This is a genomic window from Streptomyces sp. NPDC031274 (assembly GCF_055570235.1).
Window position 1 is genome coordinate 197,809 of the sequence record NZ_JBVIHP010000018.1, and the last position, 25,563, is coordinate 223,371.

20 protein-coding genes and 1 tRNA gene are annotated in these 25,563 nt (G+C 67.1%); 13 read left to right on the forward strand and 8 right to left on the reverse strand.

Features of this window, described 5'->3' with window-relative positions; translation table 11 throughout:
* Nucleotides 1-35 precede the first annotated feature (35 nt).
* Nucleotides 36-1,091: a UDP-N-acetylmuramate dehydrogenase gene (locus ACZ5CR_RS27705; protein ID WP_468862103.1), complete on the forward strand. Its 1,056-nt coding sequence runs from the start codon at nt 36-38 to the stop codon at nt 1,089-1,091.
* 62 nt (nt 1,092-1,153) lie between these two features.
* Here ACZ5CR_RS27705 and ACZ5CR_RS27710 read toward each other — a convergent pair whose 3' ends face one another.
* The gene (locus ACZ5CR_RS27710) at nt 1,154-1,795 is read right to left on the reverse strand and encodes an NAD(P)-dependent oxidoreductase (protein ID WP_468862105.1); all 642 of its coding nucleotides are present in this window, start codon (nt 1,793-1,795) and stop codon (nt 1,154-1,156) included.
* Nucleotides 1,796-1,883: 88 nt separating this feature from the next.
* On the opposite strand from ACZ5CR_RS27710, the gene ACZ5CR_RS27715 reads away from it, so the two are divergent.
* Nucleotides 1,884-2,498: a TetR/AcrR family transcriptional regulator gene (locus ACZ5CR_RS27715; RefSeq protein ID WP_468862108.1), complete on the forward strand. Its 615-nt coding sequence runs from the start codon at nt 1,884-1,886 to the stop codon at nt 2,496-2,498.
* Here the strand turns inward: ACZ5CR_RS27715 and ACZ5CR_RS27720 are convergent.
* A complete protein-coding gene (locus ACZ5CR_RS27720) occupies nt 2,488-3,507 on the reverse strand; it encodes an adenosine deaminase (RefSeq protein WP_468862110.1) in 1,020 nt (339 codons plus the stop codon). The two genes, ACZ5CR_RS27715 and ACZ5CR_RS27720, sit on opposite strands and share 11 nt — an antisense overlap.
* A 144-nt stretch (nt 3,508-3,651) precedes the next feature.
* A complete protein-coding gene (locus tag ACZ5CR_RS27725; protein WP_468862112.1) occupies nt 3,652-4,878 on the reverse strand; it encodes a pyridoxal phosphate-dependent aminotransferase in 1,227 nt (408 codons plus the stop codon).
* A gap of 192 nt (nt 4,879-5,070) precedes the next feature.
* Here ACZ5CR_RS27725 and ACZ5CR_RS27730 point away from each other — a divergent pair.
* The 11 genes from ACZ5CR_RS27730 (at nt 5,071) to ACZ5CR_RS27780 (ending at nt 19,432) form a co-directional block, all read left to right on the forward strand.
* Nucleotides 5,071-5,143, forward strand: a tRNA-Trp gene (locus ACZ5CR_RS27730).
* A gap of 105 nt (nt 5,144-5,248) precedes the next feature.
* Nucleotides 5,249-5,536 (forward strand): preprotein translocase subunit SecE, encoded by a 288-nt coding sequence (secE, locus tag ACZ5CR_RS27735; protein WP_190084400.1) that lies wholly within the window; start codon nt 5,249-5,251, stop codon nt 5,534-5,536.
* An 89-nt stretch (nt 5,537-5,625) separates the two neighbouring features.
* Nucleotides 5,626-6,546 carry a transcription termination/antitermination protein NusG gene (nusG, locus tag ACZ5CR_RS27740; RefSeq protein ID WP_468862113.1) on the forward strand — a complete coding sequence of 307 codons (921 nt, stop codon included), beginning with the start codon at nt 5,626-5,628 and terminating at the stop codon, nt 6,544-6,546.
* Between the two features lie 175 nt (nt 6,547-6,721).
* Nucleotides 6,722-7,156: a 50S ribosomal protein L11 gene (rplK, locus tag ACZ5CR_RS27745; protein WP_160506641.1), complete on the forward strand. Its 435-nt coding sequence runs from the start codon at nt 6,722-6,724 to the stop codon at nt 7,154-7,156.
* Between the two features lie 111 nt (nt 7,157-7,267).
* Entirely contained in the window at nt 7,268-7,990 is a 723-nt protein-coding gene (gene rplA / locus ACZ5CR_RS27750; RefSeq protein WP_344522028.1) for a 50S ribosomal protein L1, read from the forward strand.
* Between the two features lie 155 nt (nt 7,991-8,145).
* The gene (locus ACZ5CR_RS27755) at nt 8,146-9,033 is read left to right on the forward strand and encodes an SCO4651 family lipoprotein (RefSeq protein ID WP_468862116.1); all 888 of its coding nucleotides are present in this window, start codon (nt 8,146-8,148) and stop codon (nt 9,031-9,033) included.
* Between the two features lie 64 nt (nt 9,034-9,097).
* On the forward strand, nt 9,098-10,069 hold the full coding sequence (locus tag ACZ5CR_RS27760) for an SCO4651 family lipoprotein (protein ID WP_468862118.1): 972 nt from the start codon (nt 9,098-9,100) through the stop codon (nt 10,067-10,069).
* 298 nt (nt 10,070-10,367) lie between these two features.
* Nucleotides 10,368-10,898 carry a 50S ribosomal protein L10 gene (gene rplJ / locus ACZ5CR_RS27765; RefSeq protein WP_453536285.1) on the forward strand — a complete coding sequence of 177 codons (531 nt, stop codon included), beginning with the start codon at nt 10,368-10,370 and terminating at the stop codon, nt 10,896-10,898.
* Between the two features lie 113 nt (nt 10,899-11,011).
* Nucleotides 11,012-11,392, forward strand: a complete 381-nt coding sequence (gene rplL / locus ACZ5CR_RS27770; protein ID WP_468862121.1) for a 50S ribosomal protein L7/L12 — start codon at nt 11,012-11,014, stop codon at nt 11,390-11,392.
* 558 nt (nt 11,393-11,950) lie between these two features.
* Nucleotides 11,951-15,436: a DNA-directed RNA polymerase subunit beta gene (gene rpoB, locus ACZ5CR_RS27775; protein ID WP_468862123.1), complete on the forward strand. Its 3,486-nt coding sequence runs from the start codon at nt 11,951-11,953 to the stop codon at nt 15,434-15,436.
* A gap of 96 nt (nt 15,437-15,532) precedes the next feature.
* A complete protein-coding gene (locus ACZ5CR_RS27780) occupies nt 15,533-19,432 on the forward strand; it encodes a DNA-directed RNA polymerase subunit beta' (protein WP_468862126.1) in 3,900 nt (1,299 codons plus the stop codon).
* Nucleotides 19,433-19,514: 82 nt separating this feature from the next.
* Here the strand turns inward: ACZ5CR_RS27780 and ACZ5CR_RS27785 are convergent, their stop codons facing one another.
* The 5 genes from ACZ5CR_RS27785 to ACZ5CR_RS27805 form a co-directional block, all read right to left on the reverse strand.
* Entirely contained in the window at nt 19,515-20,528 is a 1,014-nt protein-coding gene (locus tag ACZ5CR_RS27785) for a M48 family metalloprotease (RefSeq protein WP_468862127.1), read from the reverse strand.
* Between the two features lie 25 nt (nt 20,529-20,553).
* A complete protein-coding gene (locus tag ACZ5CR_RS27790) occupies nt 20,554-21,087 on the reverse strand; it encodes a Pycsar system effector family protein (protein WP_468862129.1) in 534 nt (177 codons plus the stop codon).
* Entirely contained in the window at nt 21,084-22,409 is a 1,326-nt protein-coding gene (locus ACZ5CR_RS27795) for a hypothetical protein (protein ID WP_468862132.1), read from the reverse strand. The genes ACZ5CR_RS27790 and ACZ5CR_RS27795 overlap by 4 nt, the downstream gene beginning before the upstream one ends.
* Nucleotides 22,410-22,455: 46 nt before the next feature.
* Nucleotides 22,456-24,480 (reverse strand): hypothetical protein, encoded by a 2,025-nt coding sequence (locus tag ACZ5CR_RS27800; protein WP_468862134.1) that lies wholly within the window; start codon nt 24,478-24,480, stop codon nt 22,456-22,458.
* 188 nt (nt 24,481-24,668) lie between these two features.
* Nucleotides 24,669-25,466: a hypothetical protein gene (locus tag ACZ5CR_RS27805; protein ID WP_468862136.1), complete on the reverse strand. Its 798-nt coding sequence runs from the start codon at nt 25,464-25,466 to the stop codon at nt 24,669-24,671.
* Nucleotides 25,467-25,563: the final 97 nt, after the last annotated feature.

Consider the following 25,563-nt stretch of genomic DNA (forward strand, 5'->3'; position numbering starts at 1 on the left):
CCACCCCCCCCCCCCCGGACCGTACTCTTGAGCACGTGCAGGAACTCCACGATGCTCCCCTCGCCCCGCTGACCACCTTCCGGCTCGGCGGTCCCGCGGCCCGTCTGATCACCGCGACGACCGACGCCGAGGTGATCGCCGCCGTCCGCGAAGCCGACGACTCCGGGACCCCGCTGCTTCTCATCGGAGGCGGCTCGAACCTCGTCATCGGCGACAAGGGGTTCGACGGCACCGCTCTGCGCATCGCCACGAAGGGCTTCGAACTCGACGGTACGAAGCTCGAACTGGCAGCCGGTGAAGTGTGGACCGACGCGGTGGCCCGTGTCGTGGAGGCCGGCCTGGCGGGCATCGAGTGCCTCGCCGGGATCCCCGGCTCCGCGGGTGCGACGCCGATCCAGAACGTGGGGGCGTACGGCCAGGAGGTCTCGTCGACCATCACCGAAGTGATCGCGTACGACAGGAAGACGCACGAGACGGTCACCGTCACGAACGCCGAGTGCGACTTCTCGTACCGCCACAGCCGTTTCAAGGCCGATGCCGACCGCTTCGTGGTGCTGCGCGTCCGCTTCGTGCTTGAGGACGCCCAAGGGATGAGCGCCCCCCTCAAGTACCCGGAGACGGCCCGCACCCTTGGCGTCGAGGCCGGTGAGCGCGTCCCGGCGGCCGTCGCCCGCGAGACCGTACTGAAGCTGCGCGCGGGCAAGGGCATGGTGCTCGACCCCGAGGACCACGACAGCTGGTCGGCCGGGTCCTTCTTCACCAACCCGATCCTCACGCAGGACGAGTTCGCCGCCTTCCACGCGCGCGTGGCGGACCGTCTGGGCCCGGACGTGGCACCCCCCGCCTTCCCGACGGACGACGGCCGTGTGAAGACCTCCGCCGCCTGGCTCATCGACAAGGCGGGCTTCACCAAGGGCTACGGAGAGGGCCGGGCGCGCATCTCCACCAAGCACACCCTCGCCCTCACCAACCGCGGCGGCGCGACCACGGAGGACCTGCTCGCCCTCGCCCGTGAGGTCGTCGCCGGAGTGCAGGACGCCTTCGGGGTCACGCTGGTCAACGAGCCGGTGACGGTGGGCGTCAGCCTCTAGAGGCACCTCCAGAGGGGCACCTTCCAGAGGGGGAACCTCCAGGGGCCGCCTCCAGGAGGCGGCTAGTAGGCGACGCCCACGCCCTGCTTCACCGTCGACAGGTCGTCGAGCGACGCCAGCATCGCGTGCGCCACATCGGCCCTCCCGATGAACCGCCCGCTGACCGGCGTGCCCCCGACGACCTTCCGATAGCTGCCCGTCACTGGCTTGTCCTGGAGCCTCGGCGGGCGCACGGACGTCCAGTCCGTCGCGCTGCCCGCCAGGTCGGCCTCCATGGCCCGCAGATCGTCGTACACGGGCTTCAGGATCGCGCTGACCAGGGACCCCACGATCCGGTCGACCACCGGCCGGCGCTCGGCCGGAGGGCCGACCGGCGCCGCGCTCACCACCACCAGCCTGCGCACCCCCTCGGCCTCCATCGCGCGCACCACGGACCGCGTGAGCTCGGACGCGATCCCCACGTCCGCCTTCTTGCGTGCCCCGAGGCCAGAGAGGACCGCGTCCCGTCCGGCCACCGCGGCCCGCAGGGCCTCCGGTTCGGTCAGGTCGGCCCGGAACACCTCAAGGCTCCCTCCCGTCGCGGCTGTCGCGCTCAGCCGTGAGGGGTCACGCACGACGGCCGTGACCTCGTGACCCGCGGCGAGCGCCTGCCGGACGATCTCCCCGCCGACACCGCCGGTCGCACCGAACACCGTGAGCCTCATGGCGCATCCTCCCCAGGGTGGGTAAGTATTCACTCACCCCTAGGGTGAGTACTCACTCACCCATTCGTCAAGCTTGGTTGGACGGCACATGCAGCAACGGCACACGCAGCAGAAGCCCACCCGGGCCCGCATCCTCGACGCGGCGCACGACCTCATGCTCACCATCGGCCTCGCCCGTGCCACCACCAAGGAGATCGCCAAGGCGGCGGGCTGCTCCGAAGCGGCCCTCTACAAGCACTTCGCGAGCAAGGAAGAGCTGTTCGTGGGCGTCCTCCAGGAGCGGCTGCCGCGCCTGGGCCCGCTTCTGCGCCGTCTCGCCGAGGACCCGGGGGAGCGGCCCGTGGAGGAGAACCTCGCCGAGATCGCCCGCCTGGCCAGCCACTTCTACGCCCAGAGCTTCCCGATCGCCGCGTCCCTCTACGCCGAGACCAAGCTCAAGCGCCGTCACGAAGACTCCATGCAGGAGATGGGTACGGGCCCGCACGTGCCCATCGAGGCCCTCGACGCCTACCTCCGCGCCGAACGCGACGCCGGCCGGATCGCCCCCGGAGCCGACACGTTCGCGGCCGCCTCGCTGCTCCTGGGCGCCTGTGCCCAGCGTGCCTTCGCCTACGACTCCACGGTCGGCAAGCAACCCCCGCAGCCCGTCGACGAGTTCGCCGCCGCCCTCGCCCGCACCCTCCTCGCGGGCATCAGCCGCTGAGCCACTCCTCGATCCCGGACAGCAGCTTCACCTGTATGTCGACCGGGGCGGCCGAGCCGCGCACCGACTGCCGGGCCAGCTCGGCCAGATCGCTGTCGTCGAAGGCGTGGTGCTTGCGCGCGATCTCGTACTGCGCGGCGAGCCGTGACCCGAAGAGCAGCGGGTCGTCGGCCCCGAGCGCCATCGGCACCCCGGCGTCGTACAAGGTCCGCAGCGGCACGTCCTCGGGCTTCTCGTAGACGCCGAGCGCCACGTTGGACGCCGGGCACACCTCGCAGGTCACGCCCCGCTCCGCGAGCCGCTTCAGGAGCCGCGGGTCCTCGGCCGCCCGCACCCCGTGCCCGATCCGCCCCGCGTGCAGGTCGTCCAGGCAGTCCCGCACCGAGGAGGGCCCGCTGAGCTCACCGCCGTGCGGCGCCGCGAGCAGGCCGCCGTCCCGTGCGATCGCGAAGGCCCGGTCGAAGTCCCGTGCGAATCCCCGGCGTTCGTCGTTGGAGAGGCCGAAGCCGACGATGCCGTGATCGGCGTACCGCACGGCGAGCCGGGCCAGCGTGCGCGCGTCCAGAGGGTGCTTCATGCGGTTCGCGGCGACGAGCACGCGCATTCCCAGGCCGGTGTCCCGCGAGGCGCTCTCGACGGCGTCCAGGATGATTTCCAGGGCCGGAATGAGCCCGCCGAGCCGAGGGGCGTACGACGTCGGGTCGACCTGGATCTCCAGCCATCCCGACCCGTCCCGCAGATCCTCCTCCGCGGCCTCCCGCACCAGGCGCTGGATGTCCTCGGGCTCCCGCAGACAGGACCGCGCCATGTCGTAGAGCCGCTGGAAGCGGAACCATCCGCGCTCATCGGTCGCCCGCAGCTGCGGAGGCTCACCGCCGGTCAGCGCCGGGGGCAGCCGCACCCCGTATTTGTCGGCGAGTTCCAGCAGGGTCGTGGGCCGCATCGACCCGGTGAAGTGCAGATGCAGATGGGCCTTCGGCAGCTCTCTTACGTCACGTACACGCTCCATTCGAGGATCTTGCCGTACGGATGTGGCGTCCCGGAAGCCACTTTCCCCTTCGTGCACATCTCCGAACGAAGAAACGGGCCGCCTCCCCGAAGAGGGGAGACGGCCCGCACGCGCGCGTGGGCCTGCCGAAAAGGGGCGTGACCGTCAGTCGCGGGCCTCGGCGAGCAGCTTCTGGAGCCGCGACACGCCCTCGACGAGGTCCTCGTCACCCAGGGCGTACGAAAGACGCAGGTAGCCCGGCGTCCCGAAGGCCTCGCCAGGAACGACCGCGACCTCGGCCTCCTCGAGGATCAGCGCGGCGAGCTCCACGGAGTCCTGCGGGCGCTTGCCCCGGATCTCCTTGCCGATGAGGCCCTTCACGGAGGGGTAGGCGTAGAAGGCACCCTCGGGCTCGGGGCAGAGCACGCCGTCGATGTCGTTCAGCATCCGCACGATGGTCCTGCGGCGCCGGTCGAAGGCCTCGCGCATCTTGTCGACGGCGGCCAGGTCGCCGGAGACGGCCGCGATGGCCGCGACCTGCGCGACGTTGGAGACGTTCGACGTGGCGTGCGACTGGAGGTTCGTCGCGGCCTTCACCACGTCCTTCGGGCCGACGATCCACCCCACGCGCCAGCCGGTCATCGCATACGTCTTGGCCACGCCGTTGACCACGATGCACTTGTCGCGCAGCTCGGGCAGGATCGCCGGGAGCGAGGTGAACTTCGCGTCTCCGTAGACGAGGTGTTCGTAGATCTCGTCGGTGAGCACCCACAGGCCGTGCTCGACGGCCCAGCGGCCGATCGCCTCGGCGTCGGCCTCGCTGTAGACGGCACCCGTCGGGTTGGACGGCGACACGAAGAGGACGACCTTCGTACGCTCCGTGCGAGCGGCCTCCAACTGCTCCACCGAGACGCGGTAGCCCGTGGTCTCGTCGGCGACGACCTCGACCGGCACGCCGCCCGCGAGACGGATCGACTCCGGGTACGTCGTCCAGTAGGGAGCCGGGACGATGACCTCGTCGCCCGGGTCGAGGATCGCGGCGAACGCCTGGTAGATGGCCTGCTTGCCGCCGTTCGTCACCAGGACCTGCGAGGAGTCGACCTCGTACCCGGAGTCGCGCAGCGTCTTCGCGGCGATCGCGGCCTTGAGCTCGGGGAGCCCGCCGGCCGGGGTGTAGCGGTGGTACTTCGGGTTCTTGCAGGCTTCGACGGCGGCTTCGACGATGTAGTCGGGCGTCGGGAAGTCGGGCTCACCCGCGCCGAACCCGATCACCGGCCGCCCGGCGGCCTTGAGGGCCTTCGCCTTGGCGTCGACGGCGAGGGTCGCGGACTCGGAGATCGCGCCGATGCGGGCGGACACCCGGCGCTCGGTGGGAGAAGTGGAAGCGCTCATCACCCCATCGTTCCAGACCCGAAACACCCCGGGCACACAGGTTTCGGTGTTTGCCGACGGGCCACCGGATCTGATTCTGTTCGACGGAGGGCCTCAGAGCACGTACACTCACTGCTCGTTGGCCTTCACCGGCCGCACCCACTCATCGCACTCAGTGCACTCGGGCGGATGCGGTAGGTTGGGGGAAATCAAAGGGTCGTAGCTCAATTGGTAGAGCACTGGTCTCCAAAACCAGCGGTTGGGGGTTCAAGTCCCTCCGGCCCTGCTACACACTCCTCTCGGATGTGTGCGCATGTACGTACTGCATTGCACCGCCGTGCGGCTCATACCGGGCGCGGCACGGCCACGACCCGGAATCAGGTGAGGACGAGTGACGGACGCCGTGGGCTCCATCGACATGCCTGATGCCCAGGACGAGGCGCCGGAGTCCAAGAAGAAGGCCCGCAAGGGCGGCAAGCGCGGCAAGAAGGGCCCCTTCGGCCGTCTCGCGCTCTTCTACCGCCAGATCGTCGCGGAACTCCGCAAGGTCGTCTGGCCGACTCGCAGTCAGCTCACGACGTACACCACCGTGGTGATTGTCTTCGTCGTCATCATGATCGGCCTCGTGACCGTGATTGACTATGGGTTCAACCAGGCCGTCAAGTACGTCTTCGGCTGAGCCGATGGCACAGCCGAGAGCGAAGGGCGCCGTACCCGGCGCCCGTTTCGCGCGTTCCACCCCTCTGTATCCAGGAAGAAGCAGCCACCGTGTCTGACCCGAACCTGAACGACGCCATCGAGTCGGCGGAGTCCGTGGAGGACAAGCTCGACATCGTCGAGGCGGCGGACGCCGAGGACCCGGACCAGGCCGAAGCTGCTGACGCCGCCGCGGGCGTACCCGCCGAAGAGTCGGCCCTGCACGTCGAGCCCGTGGCCGAGTCCGACGAGGCCGTCGCCGAGTCCGCCGAGGACGCCGAGGACGCCGAGGCTGGCGACGAGGCCGCCGCCGATGACGAGGCCGAAGAGGCTGCCGAGTCCGAGTCCGCGGAGGACGAGGAGGAGGCCGAGCCGGTCGACCCGATCGTGGCCCTGCGCGAAGAGCTCCGCACCCTCCCCGGCGAGTGGTACGTCATCCACACGTACGCCGGTTACGAGAACCGCGTGAAGACCAACCTCGAGCAGCGTGCCGTCTCGCTGAACGTCGAGGACTTCATCTTCCAGGCCGAGGTGCCGCAGGAAGAGGTCGCGCAGATCAAGAACGGCGAGCGCAAGACCATCCGTCAGAACAAGCTCCCCGGATACGTCCTGGTGCGCATGGACCTGACGAACGAGTCCTGGGGCGTCGTCCGCAACACCCCCGGCGTCACCGGCTTCGTGGGCAACGCCTACGACCCGTACCCGCTGACCCTGGACGAGATCGTCAAGATGCTCGCCCCCGAGGCCGAGGAGAAGGCAGCCCGCGAGGCCGCCGAGGCCGAGGGCAAGCCGGCTCCGTCCCGCAAGGTCGAGGTCCAGGTTCTGGACTTCGAGGTCGGCGACTCGGTCACCGTCACCGACGGCCCGTTCGCGACGCTGCAGGCGACGATCAACGAGATCAACGCCGACTCGAAGAAGGTCAAGGGTCTCGTCGAGATCTTTGGCCGCGAGACCCCGGTCGAGCTCAGCTTCGACCAGATCCAGAAGAACTAGCCCTAGCGGCCTCCTCTGGAACACACGCCTCCGACCAGGTCAGACGGGCTCTCAAAGCCTGTCTGACCTGCTCGGTTTTTGGCCGCGCTGCTATACCCGTTATCGTGGTGCGGTATGCCTCCATCCGGATGACTGGATGGTGGCTGGAAACTCTCACTAGGACCCGGAGAGAGCAATGCCTCCCAAGAAGAAGAAGGTCACGGGGCTTATCAAGCTCCAGATCCAGGCCGGCGCAGCCAACCCGGCCCCGCCGGTCGGCCCCGCGCTGGGCCAGCACGGCGTCAACATCATGGAGTTCTGCAAGGCCTACAACGCCGCGACCGAGTCGCAGCGTGGCTGGGTCATCCCGGTGGAGATCACGGTCTACGAAGACCGCTCCTTCACCTTCGTGACCAAGACTCCGCCGGCCGCCAAGATGATCCTCAAGGCCGCGGGTGTCGAGAAGGGCTCCGGCGAGCCGCACAAGACCAAGGTCGCCAAGATCACTGAGGCGCAGGTCCGCGAGATCGCCACCACCAAGATGGAAGACCTCAACGCCAACGACCTGGACGCCGCGTCGAAGATCATCGCCGGCACCGCCCGTTCCATGGGCATCACGGTCGAGGGTTAAGAGCTTTCCCCGTCTGACCTTTCTCAGTGGTAGGGCCAAGCGCTGGTCCACACCACGACTCCACACCTGTCACGCGGCAGAGCCGCATGATGTAACCGCACAGGAGCAGAAGTGAAGCGCAGCAAGACTCTCCGCGCTGCGGACGCCAAGATCGACCGGGACAAGCTCTACGCCCCGCTCGAGGCCGTCCGTCTCGCCAAGGAGACCTCCGCGACCAAGTTCGACGGCACCGTCGAGGTCGCCTTCCGCCTGGGTGTCGACCCGCGCAAGGCCGACCAGATGGTCCGTGGCACCGTGAACCTCCCGCACGGCACCGGCAAGACCGCCCGGGTCCTGGTCTTCGCGACCGGTGACCGTGCTGCGGCCGCGGAAGCCGCTGGGGCCGACATCGTCGGCGCCGACGAGCTCATCGACGAGGTCGCCAAGGGTCGCCTGGACTTCGACGCCGTCGTCGCCACCCCGGACCTCATGGGCAAGGTCGGCCGCCTCGGCCGCGTGCTCGGTCCGCGTGGTCTGATGCCGAACCCGAAGACCGGCACCGTGACCCCCGACGTCGTGAAGGCTGTCAACGACATCAAGGGCGGCAAGATCGAGTTCCGCGTCGACAAGCACTCGAACCTGCACTTCATCATCGGCAAGGTCTCCTTCGACGAGACCAAGCTGGTGGAGAACTACGCCGCCGCGCTGGAGGAGATCCTCCGTCTGAAGCCGTCGGCCGCCAAGGGTCGCTACATCAAGAAGGCCGCGCTGGCCACCACGATGGGCCCCGGCATTCCGCTGGACAGCAACCGCACCCGCAACCTCCTCACCGAGGAGGACCCGGCCGCCGTCTGAATCTGACGGCAGTCGCGTCGCGTACGCGTTTCTGATGACGGGCCCCGCAACCTTTCGAGGTGCGGGGCCCGTCCTCGTATCCGTGCATGTCCTCATAGCTGTCAGGGCACTGCGCTAGCGTGCAAAATTCACACGAGTGCAAGGGGTGGGATGTCATGAACAGCACGACCATGCGACGTGCGGGCCTTTCGATCGCGGTGGCCGCGGCGCTGACCGGGGTCGCGGCCTGTGGCTCCTCTGGCGGAGACGGCGACGGGAAGAGCGAGAAGAACGGCACCGACGCCCTCAGTCCGATAGCCGCCCTGCGCACCATCCAGGACAAGACCGACAACGCCGACTCGGCCAAGGTCGAGGGCAAGACGGTCATGGGCACCCAGATGTCGATGGACATGAAGGGCGTCATGGGCTGGAAGGACGGCGTGACCGGCGAGGTGACGGCGACCCTCACCGATGGCGCCGCCGCCGACCAGATGGAACAGCTCGGCCAGTCCACGATCGACTACCGCTACCTGCCCGACGCGTACTACGCCAACATGGGCGACAAGTTCGCCTCCCAGTCCGGCGGCAAGCACTGGATCGAGTACGACTACGCCACGCTGGCCGAGATGGGCGGCGCCGCGGGCGAAGCCTTCAAGGACCAGATGCAGAACACCACGCCCAACCAGTCGGTGAAGATGCTCCTCGCGTCCGGCGACGTGAAGCGCGTGGGCGAGGAGAGCGTCCGGGGCACGAAGGCGACCCACTACGCGGGAACCGTCGACGTCGCGGACCTCACCGGCAAGAGCACGGACCTCGACGCCGGGCAGATGGCCGAGCTGAAGAAGCAGTTCAAGCAGGCCGGAATGAGCACCGAGAAGATCGACATCTGGGTCAACGGCGACGACCTGCTGGTCAAGAAGACCGAGAAGGCCGCCATGAAGACCGGTTCCTTCTCGCAGACGGTCTACTACAGCGACTACGGCACACCGGTCTCCACCGAGAAGCCCCCGGCCGGGGACACCGTGGGCTTCAAGGACCTCATGAAGCAGCAGCCACAGGCCTGACCTGGCCGTCAGGTAGTCTCGCCAGACCTAATTGTGTCGATCATGTGTTCCTAGGGGTGGGGTCATGACTGCTGTTTACGTGCGTGGAGACAAGGGACGTAAGAGGATGGCGGGCGCCGTGCTCGCCACCGCGCTGCTGTGTACGGGTGCGGTGGCCTGTGGAGGCTCGGACAAGGACGGCAAGGCGAACGGGGCGGGTTCGGGGGAGACCCAGTCCCGTTCGAAGGTGACCGAGGTCATCACGGCGGCGTACGAGAAGACCGCGAAGGCCAAGTCGGCCAAGGTCGAGATGACGATGACCGCGCCGAAGTCGACAGCCGGCGCGAGCGGCGACATGAAGATGTCCGGTGTCATGGGCTGGGACCCGACCGTCATGGATATGACGATGACTGGTTCCGCGCTCACGGAGGGCGGCCCCGAGACTCCGGAGAAGGTCCGGATGCTCTGGTCCGACAACGTCATGTACATGGACATGGGGGCCGCGGCCGCCAAGGACATGGACGGCAAGCAGTGGATGAAGATGGACCTGAACTCCATCGCCGAGCAGGCCGGTGACGAGAAGCTCGCCAAGCAGCTGACCGGCGGTCTGGACAGCATGAACCAGGACCCGGCGCAGCAGCTCGCGATGCTCCTCGACTCGCCGAATCTGAAGCACGTCGGCCCGGCCGAGGTCGACGGCGTAGAGACCCAGCGTTACAAGGGCCGGCTCACCGTCAAGGAAATGATGGAGACGGACAAGGGCCTCAGCGACGTGCTCAGCAAGAGCGAGCGCGAGGAGCTGTTCAAGAACATCGAGAAGTTGGGCATCAAGGGCTACGACACCGAGGTCTGGGTCAACGAGGACGACTACCCGGTCCGTATGGACATCGACATCAAGTCCCCCGAGGGCACGATGAAGACGTCCCAGAAGTTCTCCGACTACGGCGCCGCGGCCAAGGTGACCGCTCCGCCCGCCGGGAAGACCTTCGACCTGATGGAGATGTTCAAGGAGCTCGGCAAGGGCGGCTCCGGCGCCGGTGCCGACAGCGGCTTCTGAGCGGCCTCTGACAGGAATCTGACAGCGACTCTGAGCCGATTTGCCTGACGCGAACCCGTTCGCGTACTCTTCCAAAGAAGCCAAAGACCGCTGGTCGTTGCCGTGTGCTCGTACGAGGACGCGGTGGCCGAAGGATCCGCTGAAACTGCGGACGACCCGCGTAGGTGACTGTGGAAGTGAGTGCTCCCGGACGGGATTCCGTCAGGTCGAGCTCATGCCCCGGCGCCTGCGCCGGGGCGTTTTGTTTTGTCAGCCCCTTTTGAGCGGTCCTCATCACCCGGAAGGAGGCTGACGCTCTATGCCGACGCCCGACAAGGCTGCCGCGGTAGCCGAGCTCACGGACAAGTTCCGCAGCTCGAACGCCGCCGTGCTGACCGAGTACCGGGGTCTCACCGTGGCCCAGCTCAAGCAGCTGCGCCGTTCCCTCGGTGAGAACTCCGAGTACGCCGTGGTGAAGAACACGCTGACCAAGATCGCGGCCAACGACGCCGGGATCGACACGCTGGACGACCTGTTCACGGGTCCGACAGCGGTTGCCTTCGTCACCGGTGACCCGGTGGTGTCGGCGAAGGGTCTTCGTGACTTCGCCAAGGACAACCCCAACCTCATCATCAAGGGCGGTGTCCTTGACGGTAAGGCGCTGTCCGCCGATGAGTTCAAGAAGCTCGCGGACCTCGAGTCCCGCGAGGTTCTGCTCAGCAAGCTGGCCGGCGCGCTGAAGGGCAAGCAGACGCAGACTGCGCAGCTCTTCCAGGCGCTGCCGTCGAAGTTCGTCCGCACCGCGGAGGCGCTTCGTGCCAAGCAGGCCGAGCAGGGCGGTGCCGAGTAATTCGGCTCGCGCATTGATCGCCGCCCGCTAGGGCGACGGTCGCAGCGGGCCCAACGTACGCCCGCCTTCATATACACCCGGCACCAGCCGAATTAGTGGAAGGATCGCCCATCATGGCGAAGCTCAGCCAGGAAGACCTGCTTGCCCAGTTCGAGGAGCTCACCCTCATCGAGCTCTCCGAGTTCGTGAAGGCCTTCGAGGAGAAGTTCGACGTCACCGCCGCCGCGGCCGTCGCCGCCGCCCCGGCCGGCCCCGCCGCCGCCGCTGAGGCCGTCGAGGAGCAGGACGAGTTCGACGTCGTCCTCACCGGCGCCGGCGAGAAGAAGATCCAGGTCATCAAGGTCGTGCGCGAGCTCACCTCCCTGGGCCTCAAGGAGGCCAAGGACCTGGTCGACGGCACCCCGAAGCCGGTCCTCGAGAAGGTCGCCAAGGAGGCCGCCGAGAAGGCTGCCGAGTCCCTCAAGGCTGCCGGCGCCTCGGTCGAGGTCAAGTAACCTCGCGAGTCGTCTGACTCCTTTTGAGCGTCGCTGAGGCGACGCCTGCCAAGGGCGATCACCCATCTGGGTGGTCGCCCTTCGGCGTTCTCCGGCGCACCCCACGGCTGCCTTGCGTAGTCCGCCCCGACGAGTATGGTGATCTTCGTTGTGCCTCGGAACGGCCGTGACGGTGACGCTCTGGGAGCCATGTCGGGGCAGGGGGGCCTTGACGAACCGCACGGAGCGCGCAATTCTCAGGACGCGTCGTCACAACGATCCGCATCCGAGGCATGGATCGGCGGCGAAGAGGGCAGTATCGATGTGCATCGAGGGCGTGGCTTGCAGCAGGGGTTGAGAACAACGAGGGTCTTCCAAAACCCGCACTGGACATCAGTGGGCCAACTGGCTACACTGACCCTTTGCGCTGCCTGTTAGCTGCCTCCTGCCCGTCACCAGGGGCATGCCCATGCTTGAGCACTGTGGACCGAATCTTCCCTGACCTGGGAATTCTGTCCCCCTGTCCAGCCTGGGACCGGTACGCGCGTAGTGAGTCCGAGCCCTCGGAAGGACCCCCTCTTGGCCGCCTCGCGCACTGCCTCGACCGCGAATACGAACAACGGCGCCAGCACCGCCCCGCTGCGCATTTCCTTTGCAAAGATCAGGGAGCCCCTCGAGGTTCCGAACCTTCTTGCGCTGCAGACCGAGAGCTTTGACTGGCTGCTCGGGAATGAAGCGTGGAAGGGTCGTGTCGAGGCGGCTCTCGACAGTGGACAGGACGTCCCCACCAAGTCCGGTCTGGAGGAGATCTTCGAGGAGATCTCTCCGATCGAGGACTTCTCCGGGTCGATGTCCCTGACGTTCCGCGACCACCGTTTTGAGCCCCCGAAGAACTCCATCGACGAGTGCAAGGAGCGCGACTTCACGTTCGCCGCTCCGCTCTTCGTCACCGCTGAGTTCACCAACAACGAGACCGGCGAGATCAAGTCCCAGACGGTCTTCATGGGCGATTTCCCGCTCATGACCAACAAGGGCACCTTCGTCATCAACGGCACCGAGCGTGTCGTCGTGTCGCAGCTGGTCCGTTCGCCGGGTGTCTACTTCGATTCCTCGATCGACAAGACGTCCGACAAGGACATTTTCTCCGCCAAGATCATCCCGTCCCGGGGTGCCTGGCTGGAGATGGAAATCGACAAGCGCGACATGGTCGGTGTGCGCATCGACCGCAAGCGCAAGCAGTCGGTCACCGTTCTGCTCAAGGCTCTCGGTTGGACGACCGAGCAGATCCTCGAGGAGTTCGGCGAGTACGAGTCCATGCGCGCCACCCTGGAGAAGGACCACACCCAGGGCCAGGACGACGCGCTGCTCGACATCTACCGCAAGCTCCGTCCGGGCGAGCCGCCGACGCGCGAGGCTGCTCAGACGCTGCTTGAGAACCTCTACTTCAACCCCAAGCGCTACGACCTCGCGAAGGTCGGCCGCTACAAGGTGAACAAGAAGCTGGGTGCGGACGCTCCGCTCGACGCGGGCATCCTCACGGTCGAGGACATCATCGCCTCGATCAAGTACCTGGTGAAGCTGCACGCCGGTGAGGTCGAGACCGTCGGTGACAGCGGCACGTCGATCGTCGTCGAGACCGACGACATCGACCACTTCGGCAACCGTCGTCTGCGCAACGTCGGCGAGCTCATCCAGAACCAGGTCCGCACGGGTCTGGCTCGTATGGAGCGCGTCGTCCGCGAGCGCATGACGACTCAGGACGTCGAGGCGATCACGCCGCAGACGCTGATCAACATCCGGCCGGTCGTCGCCTCCATCAAGGAGTTCTTCGGCACCAGCCAGCTGTCGCAGTTCATGGACCAGAACAACCCGCTGTCGGGTCTCACCCACAAGCGCCGTCTGTCGGCGCTTGGCCCGGGTGGTCTCTCCCGTGAGCGGGCCGGCTTCGAGGTCCGTGACGTTCACCCGTCTCACTACGGCCGCATGTGCCCGATTGAGACTCCCGAAGGCCCCAACATCGGTCTGATCGGTTCGCTCGCCTCGTACGGCCGCGTCAACGCGTTCGGCTTCGTCGAGACGCCGTACCGCAAGGTCGTCGAGGGCGTCGTCACCGACGACGTCGACTACCTCACGGCCGACGAAGAAGACCGCTTCGTGATCGCCCAGGCCAACGCCGTGCTCGGTGAGGACATGCGCTTCACCGAGTCGCGCGTCCTGGTCCGCCGTCGTGGCGGAGAGATCGACTACATCCCCGGCGACGACGTCGACTACATGGACGTCTCGCCGCGCCAGATGGTGTCGGTCGCGACCGCGATGATCCCGTTCCTCGAGCACGACGACGCCAACCGTGCCCTCATGGGCGCGAACATGATGCGTCAGGCCGTGCCGCTGATCACCGCCGAGGCTCCCCTCGTCGGCACCGGCATGGAGTACCGCTGTGCGGTCGACGCCGGTGACGTGATCAAGGCCGAGAAGGCGGGTGTGGTCCAGGAGGTCTCCGCGGACTACGTCACGGTCACGAACGACGACGGCACGTACACCACGTACCGCATCGCCAAGTTCTCCCGGTCGAACCAGGGCACCTCGGTCAACCAGAAGGTTGTCGTCGACGAGGGCGCCCGCGTGATCGAGGGCCAGGTTCTGGCCGACGGTCCCGCGACCGAAGAGGGCGAGATGGCCCTCGGCAAGAACCTGCTCGTGGCGTTCATGCCTTGGGAAGGTCACAACTACGAGGACGCGATCATCCTGTCGCAGCGCCTCGTGCAGGACGACGTCCTCTCCTCGATCCACATCGAGGAGCACGAGGTCGACGCCCGTGACACCAAGCTGGGCCCGGAGGAGATCACCCGGGACATCCCGAACGTCTCCGAAGAGGTCCTCGCCGACCTCGACGAGCGCGGCATCATCCGTATCGGTGCCGAGGTCGTCGCCGGCGACATCCTCGTCGGCAAGGTCACGCCCAAGGGTGAGACCGAGCTGACCCCCGAGGAGCGCCTGCTCCGCGCGATCTTCGGTGAGAAGGCGCGCGAGGTGCGCGACACCTCGCTGAAGGTGCCGCACGGTGAGATCGGCAAGGTCATCGGCGTACGCGTCTTCGACCGTGAAGAGGGCGACGAGCTGCCGCCGGGCGTGAACCAGCTGGTTCGTGTCTACGTGGCGCAGAAGCGCAAGATCACGGACGGCGACAAGCTCGCCGGCCGGCACGGCAACAAGGGTGTCATCTCCAAGATCCTTCCGATCGAGGACATGCCCTTCCTTGAGGACGGCACGCCGGTCGACATCATCCTCAACCCGCTGGGTGTCCCGTCCCGAATGAACCCGGGTCAGGTCCTGGAGATCCACCTCGGCTGGCTCGCCAGCCAGGGCTGGGACGTCTCCGGCCTCAGCGAGGAGTGGGCGCAGAGCCTGCAGCGCATCGGCGCCGACCAGGTCGCCCCGCGGACGAACGTCGCGACTCCGGTCTTCGACGGCGCCCGCGAGGACGAGCTGACCGGCCTCCTCGAGCACACCGTCCCGAACCGCGACGGCGACCGCATGGTCATGCCGTCCGGCAAGGCGCGGCTGTTCGACGGTCGCTCGGGCGAGCCGTTCCCGGACCCGATCTCGATCGGGTACATGTACATCCTCAAGCTGCACCACCTGGTCGACGACAAGCTCCACGCTCGTTCGACCGGTCCGTACTCCATGATCACCCAGCAGCCGCTGGGTGGTAAGGCTCAGTTCGGTGGTCAGCGCTTCGGTGAGATGGAGGTGTGGGCGCTTGAGGCTTATGGCGCCGCATACGCCCTCCAGGAGCTGCTGACGATCAAGTCCGACGACGTGACCGGCCGCGTGAAGGTCTACGAGGCCATCGTCAAGGGCGAGAACATCCCCGAGCCCGGCATTCCCGAGTCCTTCAAGGTGCTCATCAAGGAAATGCAGTCGCTCTGCCTCAACGTGGAGGTGCTGTCCTCGGACGGCATGTCCATCGAGATGCGCGACACCGACGAGGACGTCTTCCGCGCGGCGGAGGAGCTCGGTATCGACCTGTCCCGGCGCGAGCCGAGCAGCGTCGAAGAGGTCTGACGGGTTGGCCGGCCGGACCTCGTGTCCGGCCGGCTCTCCCCGGACCCGTTCAGACCATGATTGAGACTCGACCCCGAAAGAGGGATTGACGACAAAGTGCTCGACGTCAACTTCTTCGACGAGCTGCGGATCGGCCTTGCCACCGCGGACGACATCCGACAGTGGTCCCACGGCGAGGTCAAGAAGCCGGAGACCATCAACTACCGCACGCTCAAGCCCGAGAAGGACGGACTCTTCTGCGAGAAGATCTTCGGTCCGACCCGGGACTGGGAGTGCTACTGCGGTAAGTACAAGCGTGTCCGCTTCAAGGGCATCATCTGCGAGCGCTGCGGCGTCGAGGTCACTCGCGCCAAGGTGCGTCGTGAGCGGATGGGCCACATTGAGCTGGCCGCCCCTGTCACGCACATCTGGTACTTCAAGGGCGTTCCGTCGCGCCTCGGCTACCTGCTTGATCTCGCCCCGAAGGACCTCGAAAAGGTCATCTACTTCGCGGCGTACATGATCACGTTCGTGGACGAGGAGCGCCGTACGCGTGACCTGCCCTCCCTGGAGGCGCACGTCTCCGTGGAGCGTCAGCAGGTCGAGAACCGTCGCGACTCCGACCTGGAGGCCCGCGCCAAGAAGCTCGAGACCGACCTGGCCGAGCTCGAGGCCGAGGGCGCCAAGGCCGACGTGCGCCGCAAGGTGCGCGAAGGTGCCGAGCGGGAGATGAAGCAGCTGCGCGACCGTGCGCAGCGCGAGATCGACCGTCTCGACGAGGTGTGGAACCGCTTCAAGAACCTCAAGGTCCAGGACCTGGAGGGTGACGAGCTGCTCTACCGCGAGCTGCGTGACCGCTTCGGCACGTACTTCGACGGTTCGATGGGTGCCGCTGCACTGCAGAAGCGCCTTGAGTCGTTCGACCTGGATGAGGAAGCCGAGCGGCTTCGCGAGATCATCCGTACCGGCAAGGGCCAGAAGAAGACCCGTGCGCTCAAGCGCCTCAAGGTCGTCTCCGCGTTCCTGCAGACCAGCAACAGCCCCAAGGGCATGGTGCTCGACTGCGTGCCGGTCATCCCGCCGGACCTGCGTCCGATGGTGCAGCTGGACGGTGGCCGCTTCGCGACCTCCGACCTGAACGACCTGTACCGCCGCGTGATCAACCGCAACAACCGCCTGAAGCGGCTTCTCGACCTCGGTGCTCCCGAGATCATCGTGAACAACGAGAAGCGCATGCTCCAGGAGGCCGTGGACGCCCTCTTCGACAACGGTCGTCGTGGTCGCCCGGTCACCGGTCCCGGTAACCGCCCGCTGAAGTCCCTGAGCGACATGCTCAAGGGCAAGCAGGGTCGTTTCCGTCAGAACCTTCTCGGTAAGCGTGTGGACTACTCCGCGCGTTCCGTGATCGTCGTCGGCCCGCAGCTGAAGCTGCACCAGTGTGGTCTGCCGAAGGCCATGGCGCTTGAGCTCTTCAAGCCGTTCGTGATGAAGCGCCTGGTTGACCTCAACCACGCGCAGAACATCAAGTCGGCGAAGCGCATGGTCGAGCGCGGCCGCACGGTCGTGTACGACGTCCTGGAAGAGGTCATCGCCGAGCACCCGGTTCTCCTGAACCGTGCGCCGACGCTGCACCGCCTCGGCATCCAGGCCTTCGAGCCGCAGCTGGTCGAGGGCAAGGCCATTCAGATCCACCCGCTCGTCTGCACCGCGTTCAACGCGGACTTCGACGGTGACCAGATGGCCGTGCACCTGCCGCTCTCCGCGGAGGCGCAGGCCGAGGCCCGCATCCTGATGCTGTCCTCGAACAACATTCTGAAGCCGGCAGACGGCCGTCCCGTCACCATGCCGACCCAGGACATGGTTCTCGGTCTCTTCTTCCTCACGACGGACGAGGAAGAGCGCAAGGTCATCGGTGAGGGCCGTTCGTTCGGTTCCTCCGCCGAGGCGACCATGGCGTTCGACGCCAAGGAGCTCTCGCTCCAGGCGAAGGTCGACATCCGCTTCCCGGTGGGCACCATCCCGCCGCGCGGCTGGACCCCGCCGGCCGTCGAAGAGGGCGAGCAGGAGTACCAGCAGGGCGACAGCTTCCGGCTGCGTACGACCCTGGGCCGCGCGCTCTTCAACGAGCTGCTGCCCGAGGACTACCCGTTCGTCGACTACTCGGTGGGCAAGAAGCAGCTCTCCGAGATCGTCAACGACCTGGCCGAGCGCTACCCCAAGGTCATCGTGGCGGCGACGCTCGACAACCTGAAGGCGGCGGGCTTCCACTGGGCGACCCGTTCGGGCGTCACCGTGGCCATCTCCGACGTCGTCGTGCCCGAGGCCAAGAAGGCCATCGTCGCGGGTTACGAGGCGCAGGACGAGAAGGTCCAGAAGCAGTACGAGCGCGGTCTGATCACCAAGGACGAGCGCACGCAGGAGCTCATCGCGATCTGGACCAAGGCGACCAACGAGGTTGCCGAGGCGATGAACGCGAACTTCCCCAAGACGAACCCCATCTTCATGATGGTTGACTCGGGTGCCCGAGGAAACATGATGCAGATGCGTCAGATCGCCGGTATGCGTGGTCTGGTGTCGAACGCGAAGAACGAGACGATCCCGCGTCCGATTAAGGCGTCGTTCCGTGAGGGCCTCTCGGTCCTTGAGTACTTCATCTCCACCCACGGTGCTCGTAAGGGTCTCGCGGACACGGCTCTCCGTACCGCTGACTCCGGTTACCTCACCCGTCGTCTGGTCGACGTCTCTCAGGACGTCATCATTCGCGAGGAGGACTGTGGCACCGAGCGCGGTCTGAAGCTCAAGATCGCGGTCAAGGGCGAGGACGGTGTGCTCCGCAAGACGGAGAACGTCGAGACCTCGGTGTACGCCCGCATGCTGGCCGAGGACGTCGTCATCGACGGCAAGGTCATCGCGCCGGCGAACGTCGACCTCGGTGACGTCCTGATCGACGCCCTGGTCGCCAACGGCGTCGAGGAGGTCAAGACCCGTTCGGTCCTGACCTGCGAGTCCGCGGTCGGCACCTGTGCCTTCTGCTACGGCCGTTCGCTCGCCACCGGCAAGCTGGTCGACATCGGTGAGGCGGTCGGCATCATCGCCGCCCAGTCCATCGGTGAGCCCGGCACGCAGCTGACGATGCGTACCTTCCACACCGGTGGTGTGGCCGGTGACGACATCACCCAGGGTCTGCCCCGTGTCGTCGAGCTCTTCGAGGCTCGTACGCCCAAGGGTGTCGCCCCGATCTCGGAGGCGGCAGGCCGCATCCGTATCGAGGAGACCGAGAAGACCAAGAAGATCGTCGTCACGCCGGACGACGGCAGCGACGAGACTCCCTTCCCGATCTCGAAGCGCGCCAAGGTCCTCGTGCGTGAGGGTGACCACGTCGAGGTGGGCCAGAAGCTCACCTTCGGTGCCACCAACCCGCACGACGTGCTGCGGATCCTCGGTCAGCGCGCGGTCCAGGTCCACCTGGTCGGCGAAGTCCAGAAGGTCTACAACAGCCAGGGCGTGTCGATCCACGACAAGCACATCGAGATCATCATCCGGCAGATGCTGCGCCGCGTGACGATCATCGAGTCCGGCGACGCGGAACTGCTGCCGGGCGAGCTCGTCGAGCGCTCGAAGTTCGAGACCGAGAACCGTCGCACGGTCACGGAAGGCGGCCACCCGGCCTCCGGCCGTCCGCAGCTGATGGGTATCACCAAGGCCTCGCTTGCGACGGAGTCGTGGCTCTCCGCGGCTTCCTTCCAGGAGACGACCAGGGTCCTGACGGACGCGGCGATCAACGCCAAGTCCGACTCCCTGATCGGCCTCAAGGAGAACGTCATCATCGGTAAGCTCATCCCGGCCGGTACGGGTCTCTCCCGCTACCGCAACATCCGGGTGGAGCCGACCGAAGAGGCCAAGGCAGCGATGTACTCGGCCGTCGGTTACGACGACATCGACTACTCGCCCTTCGGCACGGGCTCCGGCCAGGCTGTTCCGCTGGAGGACTACGACTACGGTCCGTACAACCAGTAGGCGTTGCCTGATAGTCGCTTGAGTTGAATGGGCGGTCATCCCTTCGGGGGTGGCCGCCCTTCGGCGTTCCTGGCCCGACCGGTCACAGGTACGGGCGTAGTCGGTGGATGCGGGTCGGATAGTCGGGGTGTGTGGAGAGCAGTTGATCCAGCAGCCTGGGCGCGGCCAGCTTGTGCCCGGCGGCGGCGACCACGGTCTGCCGTTTGGCTTCGGTCTCGGTCGCGTACATGGCCTCCAGAACCTGGGCCAGCATGGGGGCGAATCCGAGCGCGGCGGCGTGCTGGTCCGCGCGAAGCTCCGCCCGTCGACCGACAGCGGCGATCAGATACGGAGTGACGAGCAGCAGCAGCGGTAGCCCGTACAGGCGGGTGATCGTGGTGTAGCTGATGATGCAGATCACGAGCACCAGCACTGCTGTCGCCGCCCAGGAGAAGTAGCTGGTGAACGCCAGAGCGTAGGCGACGATCATTCGGATCGTGTACCAGGCCGCAAGCCCCGGCAGCGCGTACCAGTAGCCGAGCAGCGAGACCCAGACGTGGCCACCGGTGTGATGGCCCAGCTCGTGGGCGAGTACGGCGGCTAGCTGCGAGCTCGGCAGTCGGTCGAGTGCGAACCGGGTGACCCCGACGATGTGACCGCATGCTGCGTAGGCGTTGAGGTCGTCGCTGTCCTCAACCCAGAGGTCGTACGCCTGGCCGTCAACGCCCGCGCGTGCGGTCACCTCGTGCCAGACGGGAGCGAGACGCGCGTACTCCTCGGGCATCGGACGCTGCAGCCGCAGCAGGTATCGGGCGAAGAGGTCTTCCGTGGGGCGGTGAAAGACCATGGCCCCGGACAGCAGCCAGACCAGCGGAAATATCCAGAACGGAATGCCCAGCCAGGCATCCAGACCACCGGATATCAGAAGCAGGACCAGCAGGCTCATGAGTGTTCCGGGCAGGTGCAGGACGAGTCGACCCAGGGCCGTGGCGTCCAGCCCGCGTTGATGGGCGGTGAAGTGGAGACGGCCGCCGCGGTGGTGGTAGTCGAGGTCGTCAGGGGCGGGCGCATCGTCGTCAGGGGGTTCGGGCTGTTGTGGAGAGTGCGGTCGGGCCATGATCAGCCTCCGGGAAGAGGGGAAGTCAGCCAATGAGCAGGGATCCGGGGAGCAGCACCGAGGCGATGGTGAAGGCGATCAGGCCCGTGCGTACCCACTGGTGCTTGCGCAGGGCGATACGGCTGGTCGCGGACAGAGCCGCGATCGCGTCGGCCGTCGGATCGCGTTCGGTGTCGACCAGCGCTTCTGCCAAGTGGCCGCTGCGTGCGGCCCGTTGGATGTCGCCGAAGTACGACAGGGGAGCGCCCGGTGTCCATCTGCTCGTGCCGTAGCGCGGCAGAACGGCCATGAGGAGCGCGAGCAGAGTCAGGGCGAGTGCGAGAACACCCGACCACCATGTCGAACTGGCGGAGACGGACAGGGAGGCGGGCGTCCATTCGCGGCGGGCGAGCAGACCGCTGAAGACGCCCGCCATCACGCCGAGGGCTGCCACCAACACCGCGGCCTTGGCATCCGCGCGGGCGATCTCGGTGCGTAGATCGGTGAGAAGGCGTTCGGCGGTCATGGTTCCGGGCGCGGAGACGGGCGGCAGGGGCGCGGGAGCGCGGGCAGGGGTCATGGGGCGAGGTCCCCTTGCTCTTCGCCGTAGCGCTGTGGTGGCGGCGCGCTCGGTGAACTGCCGTAGCCCGGAGGCGGTTGCCAGCCGGGGAAGCCGCCGGTCTGCTCTGAGGGTGCCTGGTCTGTCTCTGCGCCCGTGCCCGACTCCTCTTTCGAGTGCGCCGACAGCGGCGTGTCTTGAGGCGGGTCGGCCCTGGTAAGCCGCGAATCCGGCGGCGCGGGCGTCGTCGACGGCGATTGGTCCTGAGAGATTCCCGGCACGTGCTGGTTGAAGATCTTGTACATGACGTCCAGGGCCCGTCGCTTGGGCCCTTCCAGTTCGTAGTCCTCTGCGCTGTTGCCGCCCAGGAGTTCCCTGGCCAGCTCCAGCTCAGCGAGGATCAAACGAAGTTGGTCCTCGCGCATGCTGTCGACCACGAGCCGTGAATCCTGTGGATTCTTGGCGAGATGCATGGCCCAGGCCACCACGCCCCCCTGTTCCAGATACTCCTGGTAGAACGCGATCTTCTCGGCTTCGAGCTGTCGGAGCTCCGCCTCGTGGCGGGCCCGCAATTGGTCCTGCTCCTGCTGCCATACCTGCCGCTGGAGCGCGAGCTCGTGGTCGAGCCGTCCGTACTCCGTGGCCCGCCCCGCCTGGAGCTCGTCCTGTCGGCGGGTCCGCCGGTCGAGCTCGATGTCGTACGCCACGCCCTGCTGCTCGGTGCGTATCTGCTCGGCGGCGTTGTGGTCGATCGACTGGATTCGCCGCTGGTGGTCGATGTTCTGCTGGTCGCGGCGCAGCCGCAGGGTCCATAGCACCTGGAGACCCTCGGCTGTGCCGAGCGGTGCCTGGCCGGAGAGAGCGTGCAGCAGCTGCCGCTCGGCGCGCGCACTGTCGTGGATGGCGAACCGGCGTGTGAGGGGCCGAGCGGCCAGCTGCAGTTCGCCGAGAAGCAGGGCCGGTACGTTCCGGTGGCCGCTCTTGACGAAGGCGGCGGGGGCGACGACCTGCCACGACAAATCGACTGCGGCGACGAACTCGAAGGCGTCGTTGTCGCTGGGCAGGGGGATCTCGGCTTTGTGCGGGTGGACGCCCATGTCCACCTCGTATACCGATGTGTAGCGCTTCGCCGCCACCTCGCCGCGGCTCGGGCGCAGGGGCGGCAGGTAGGCCTCGTATCCGCCCCTGGAGGTGGAGAAGACCAGGGCGTGGTCGATCCGGGTCAGCGCCCTGCGGGCGAATCCGAACCGTGAGAGCTGCCGGACAGTGATGACGGGATCGATCAGGGACGTGTGCCGGTCGGCTGATTGATCCCAGTCCGGCGGTCGGCGGAAGTCGGGCATGGCGTCTCCTTGAGGGGTTCGTGCGGACGCTGTGGTAGTCCGTGGTTCAGCGACGGTTCGGCAGAACGGTCAGCAGACGGGCAGCGACGGGAGGCGGGTCAGCGCCGTCCTCTCCGCGCACGGTGCGCAGGAGGTGACTCAGGCGTTGGTGTTCGGAGGCCGTGGAGACCAGGGCGGGGAGCAGGCCGGCAAGCGCCCATTCCGTCGCCGGATCGTGGTCGGCGGCGCGTATCCAGCCACCCAGCTCCTCCAGTGCGGCTCTCGTATGCCTGCGATCTTCGAGCGCCGAGCGCCAGAGCCGTACGATCCCGCCGGCCGCGCGGCCTCCGTCGGCCGCCGAGGTCGCGTACCAGTCGAGGATCAGTGGACGTCCGTTGCGTGCGTCCTCCTTCCGTCGCGCACACGCGCTGAGGAAGCCGCGCAGGGCGAGATCGTGTACGGCCCGGTCCTGGTCGAGTCGGTGCAGCAGTTCGTCGAGGACCTGCTCGCCGACCGGGGAGAGCAGCAGCAGTTCCACGGACTGTGCGAGCTGCTTCACCATGAGCTCGTCCATGTCTTCCTCGTCGCCGCCCTCGTCGACGGGTTCGTACTCCTTGTGGACTGCGCTCCGAAGAGCGGCGAGGGTCTGTTTCGGCCGCTCCGCGCCGATCAGGCCGTACGCGCGGATGGCCACCCAGCGCATCGCGGGATCCTCGCTCTCGCACCAGGAGTCGAGGATGCTCGGAACGTTGGGCGCCTCCAGGAGGTGTGCGAGTGTCAGTGAGTTGACCGCCACGAGACGGTGGCGGAACAGGTTGGACGTCGCCCATGGCTCGATGATCAGAGCCATGGTGGAGGGCAAATCCGCGTACGCGAGGACGGCGACGGTGGATGCCGCGCGGGTGCGCACCAGAGGCCTGCCGTCACCGGCGAGCCGTTGCAGCCAGTACACGAGTGCGGGCCTCGCCGAGGGATGCCCGGTCCACACCTCGCGCAGGAGGACCAGCGAGACCCGGTTGTCGAGGAAAGCGGCCTTGGACTGTGTGACCGGCCCCCACTCCGTGTTCTCTTCCTCCGGATACCACTTGGCGCGAGCGAGTTGGAGACGCTTGCCGATGTGGGTGCCGAAGACGGGGACCTGTGGCTGCAACGCCGAGTTCGCGGTGTCCTGCAGGAAGGTGTAGAGCAGGTCGCTCAGTTCGGCCGTGAGTGCATAGGGGCCTCCGTCGAAGGCGGCCAGGGCGATGAGAAATGCCTTGTCCCGTAGCGGAATCAGCTCCTCGTTCTCGTCGAACCACTCCTGGACCTGGCTTTCGAGGGTGAACAGCGAGAAGGCCCCGACGGCCTCTTCGGTGACTTCTCCGTCCGCGTACCGCTTGAGGTACTTCGCGAAGGACGCCACTTCGCGCAACTGGTGGTCGCGCTCCAGGAACGCCGAGACGGCGGGCAGTGCCAGCAGCCGGTCCGTCGTCGCCTCGTCGGTCAGCTCCAGCAGGTGCCTCTGCAGTGCTTCCGAGGGGCTCGGGGGCTTCCATTCGACGGGGGAGATGTCCTCCAGGGCGGCCATTGGACCGACCGTGATGACCAAGTAAGCGTCCTCCTCGGCGAGTTTGGCGCGCGCGGCGAGGAGATGTGGTTCCCGGAGCGGTTGGTCGCGGCGGGTGGTCAGGTCGCACAGCACGTATCCCTTGGCCGCGTGTTGGCCGTCGCTGAGCTGCTGGACGAGTTGTGCGGGTGTGGTGTCGCGGACGAGGGAGCGGACAGGGGAGGCACCCAGACGCCGGAGCAGCATCAGCGCGGCGGTTCGGCGCCCGGTGAAGTGTGGACCGGACAGCACGATGACCCGCTCCGCGCGAAGCCGCGCCAGGAGGCTCTCGAAGACGGACTCGTTGGTCACGAAGTACGGGGCGAGGCGGTCCAGGGTCGACACCGGCACCTCGCCGGAGCCGTGGCTCGTGGTGGAGACCCCGAAGTGGTAGATCTCCGTCTTGCTCCCCATGATGACGTCGCCGGCGACCAGGCCGCCGCTCACGCCGTGCTGATCACCCGCGACCAGGCTGCCGCCGAAGCGCGCGTTGTCACCGACGCCCATTGCCTTAGGGCTGTGGTCAACCAAGTCTCTGCGGGCGGACCACGCGTCCTGGGGCTGGTCCTGTTCTTCCGGCTTGTCATCTGCCTCAGCGGCCTCGGGCCCCGTCTGCTGCGGGCTGTCGGCGGCATCTTTGTCGCTGGGCTGCCGGGGGCCGGCGGCCCCCGGCCGGGGGCCCGGCTCGCCCACGCTCACTCCCGCTCACCGCGCCTGGCAGCGCCGCCGCCCCCGAGGTGAACGTCGCCGAAGACTGTGCCGTTTCCGGATACGCCGTGCTGGTCGCCGGCCACGTAGCCGCCGCCGAAAGAGGCATTGCTGAGATCGACGTGGCTTGGAGGTGTGGCCCGGGTTCCTGCCGCAGCGGTCGGCGCGGCGCCGCCCTCCGGCCCGCTCGTCCCGTCGGAGCCCTGCACGTCCTTCGGGGCGGGCCCGTACAGCCAGGCCTCCAGCGGCCCGTTCTTGCTCCGTACCGTGATGGCGTGGAACTCGTCCCTGGGAACACCTGGGTAGTCGTGCTGCACGATCCCGTGGTGCACGCTCTCCGAGACGCACAGGGCGAAGTCGTTCGGGCGTTCCCGCAGGGCCAGGCGCAGCACGTCGGCGTCGAGCAGCCGACAGGCATGGTTGAGGTCGGCTCCCACCCAGCCGTCGAGCTCGTCAACCGCGACATAGCCCGTAGCGAGCACGGCGCGGAGCCGGATCTGCGCGGAGGCCGATGCCATCCGGTTCACCGCTCGCAACTCCACAGGCGCCTCGGTCAGGAGAGCGCGGAGCAGCGCTGTCGTCGAGGCACCGGCATCAATCAGCTCCATGAGGGAGTCACCGCGGTCGGCACGCCGCCGCAGCGTTGCGTCGATGCCTGCGCCCTCCAGGACACGGTCAGCGATGCTGTAGAGCATGCGGCGCAGATAAGCCTGCTCGACGTCGTCTCTGTTGCTGTACTTCTCGATGTCGAGCAGGAGGATGGTCCGGCTCACGGGGTCGGTCATGGTCACCTCTCAGCTGGGGAAGCTGTGCCGCGCAGCAGCTTGGCGGCGGGGTGGCCTCGACCGTGAGGTCGGATGACGCACTCGGAGTGTGACCGTG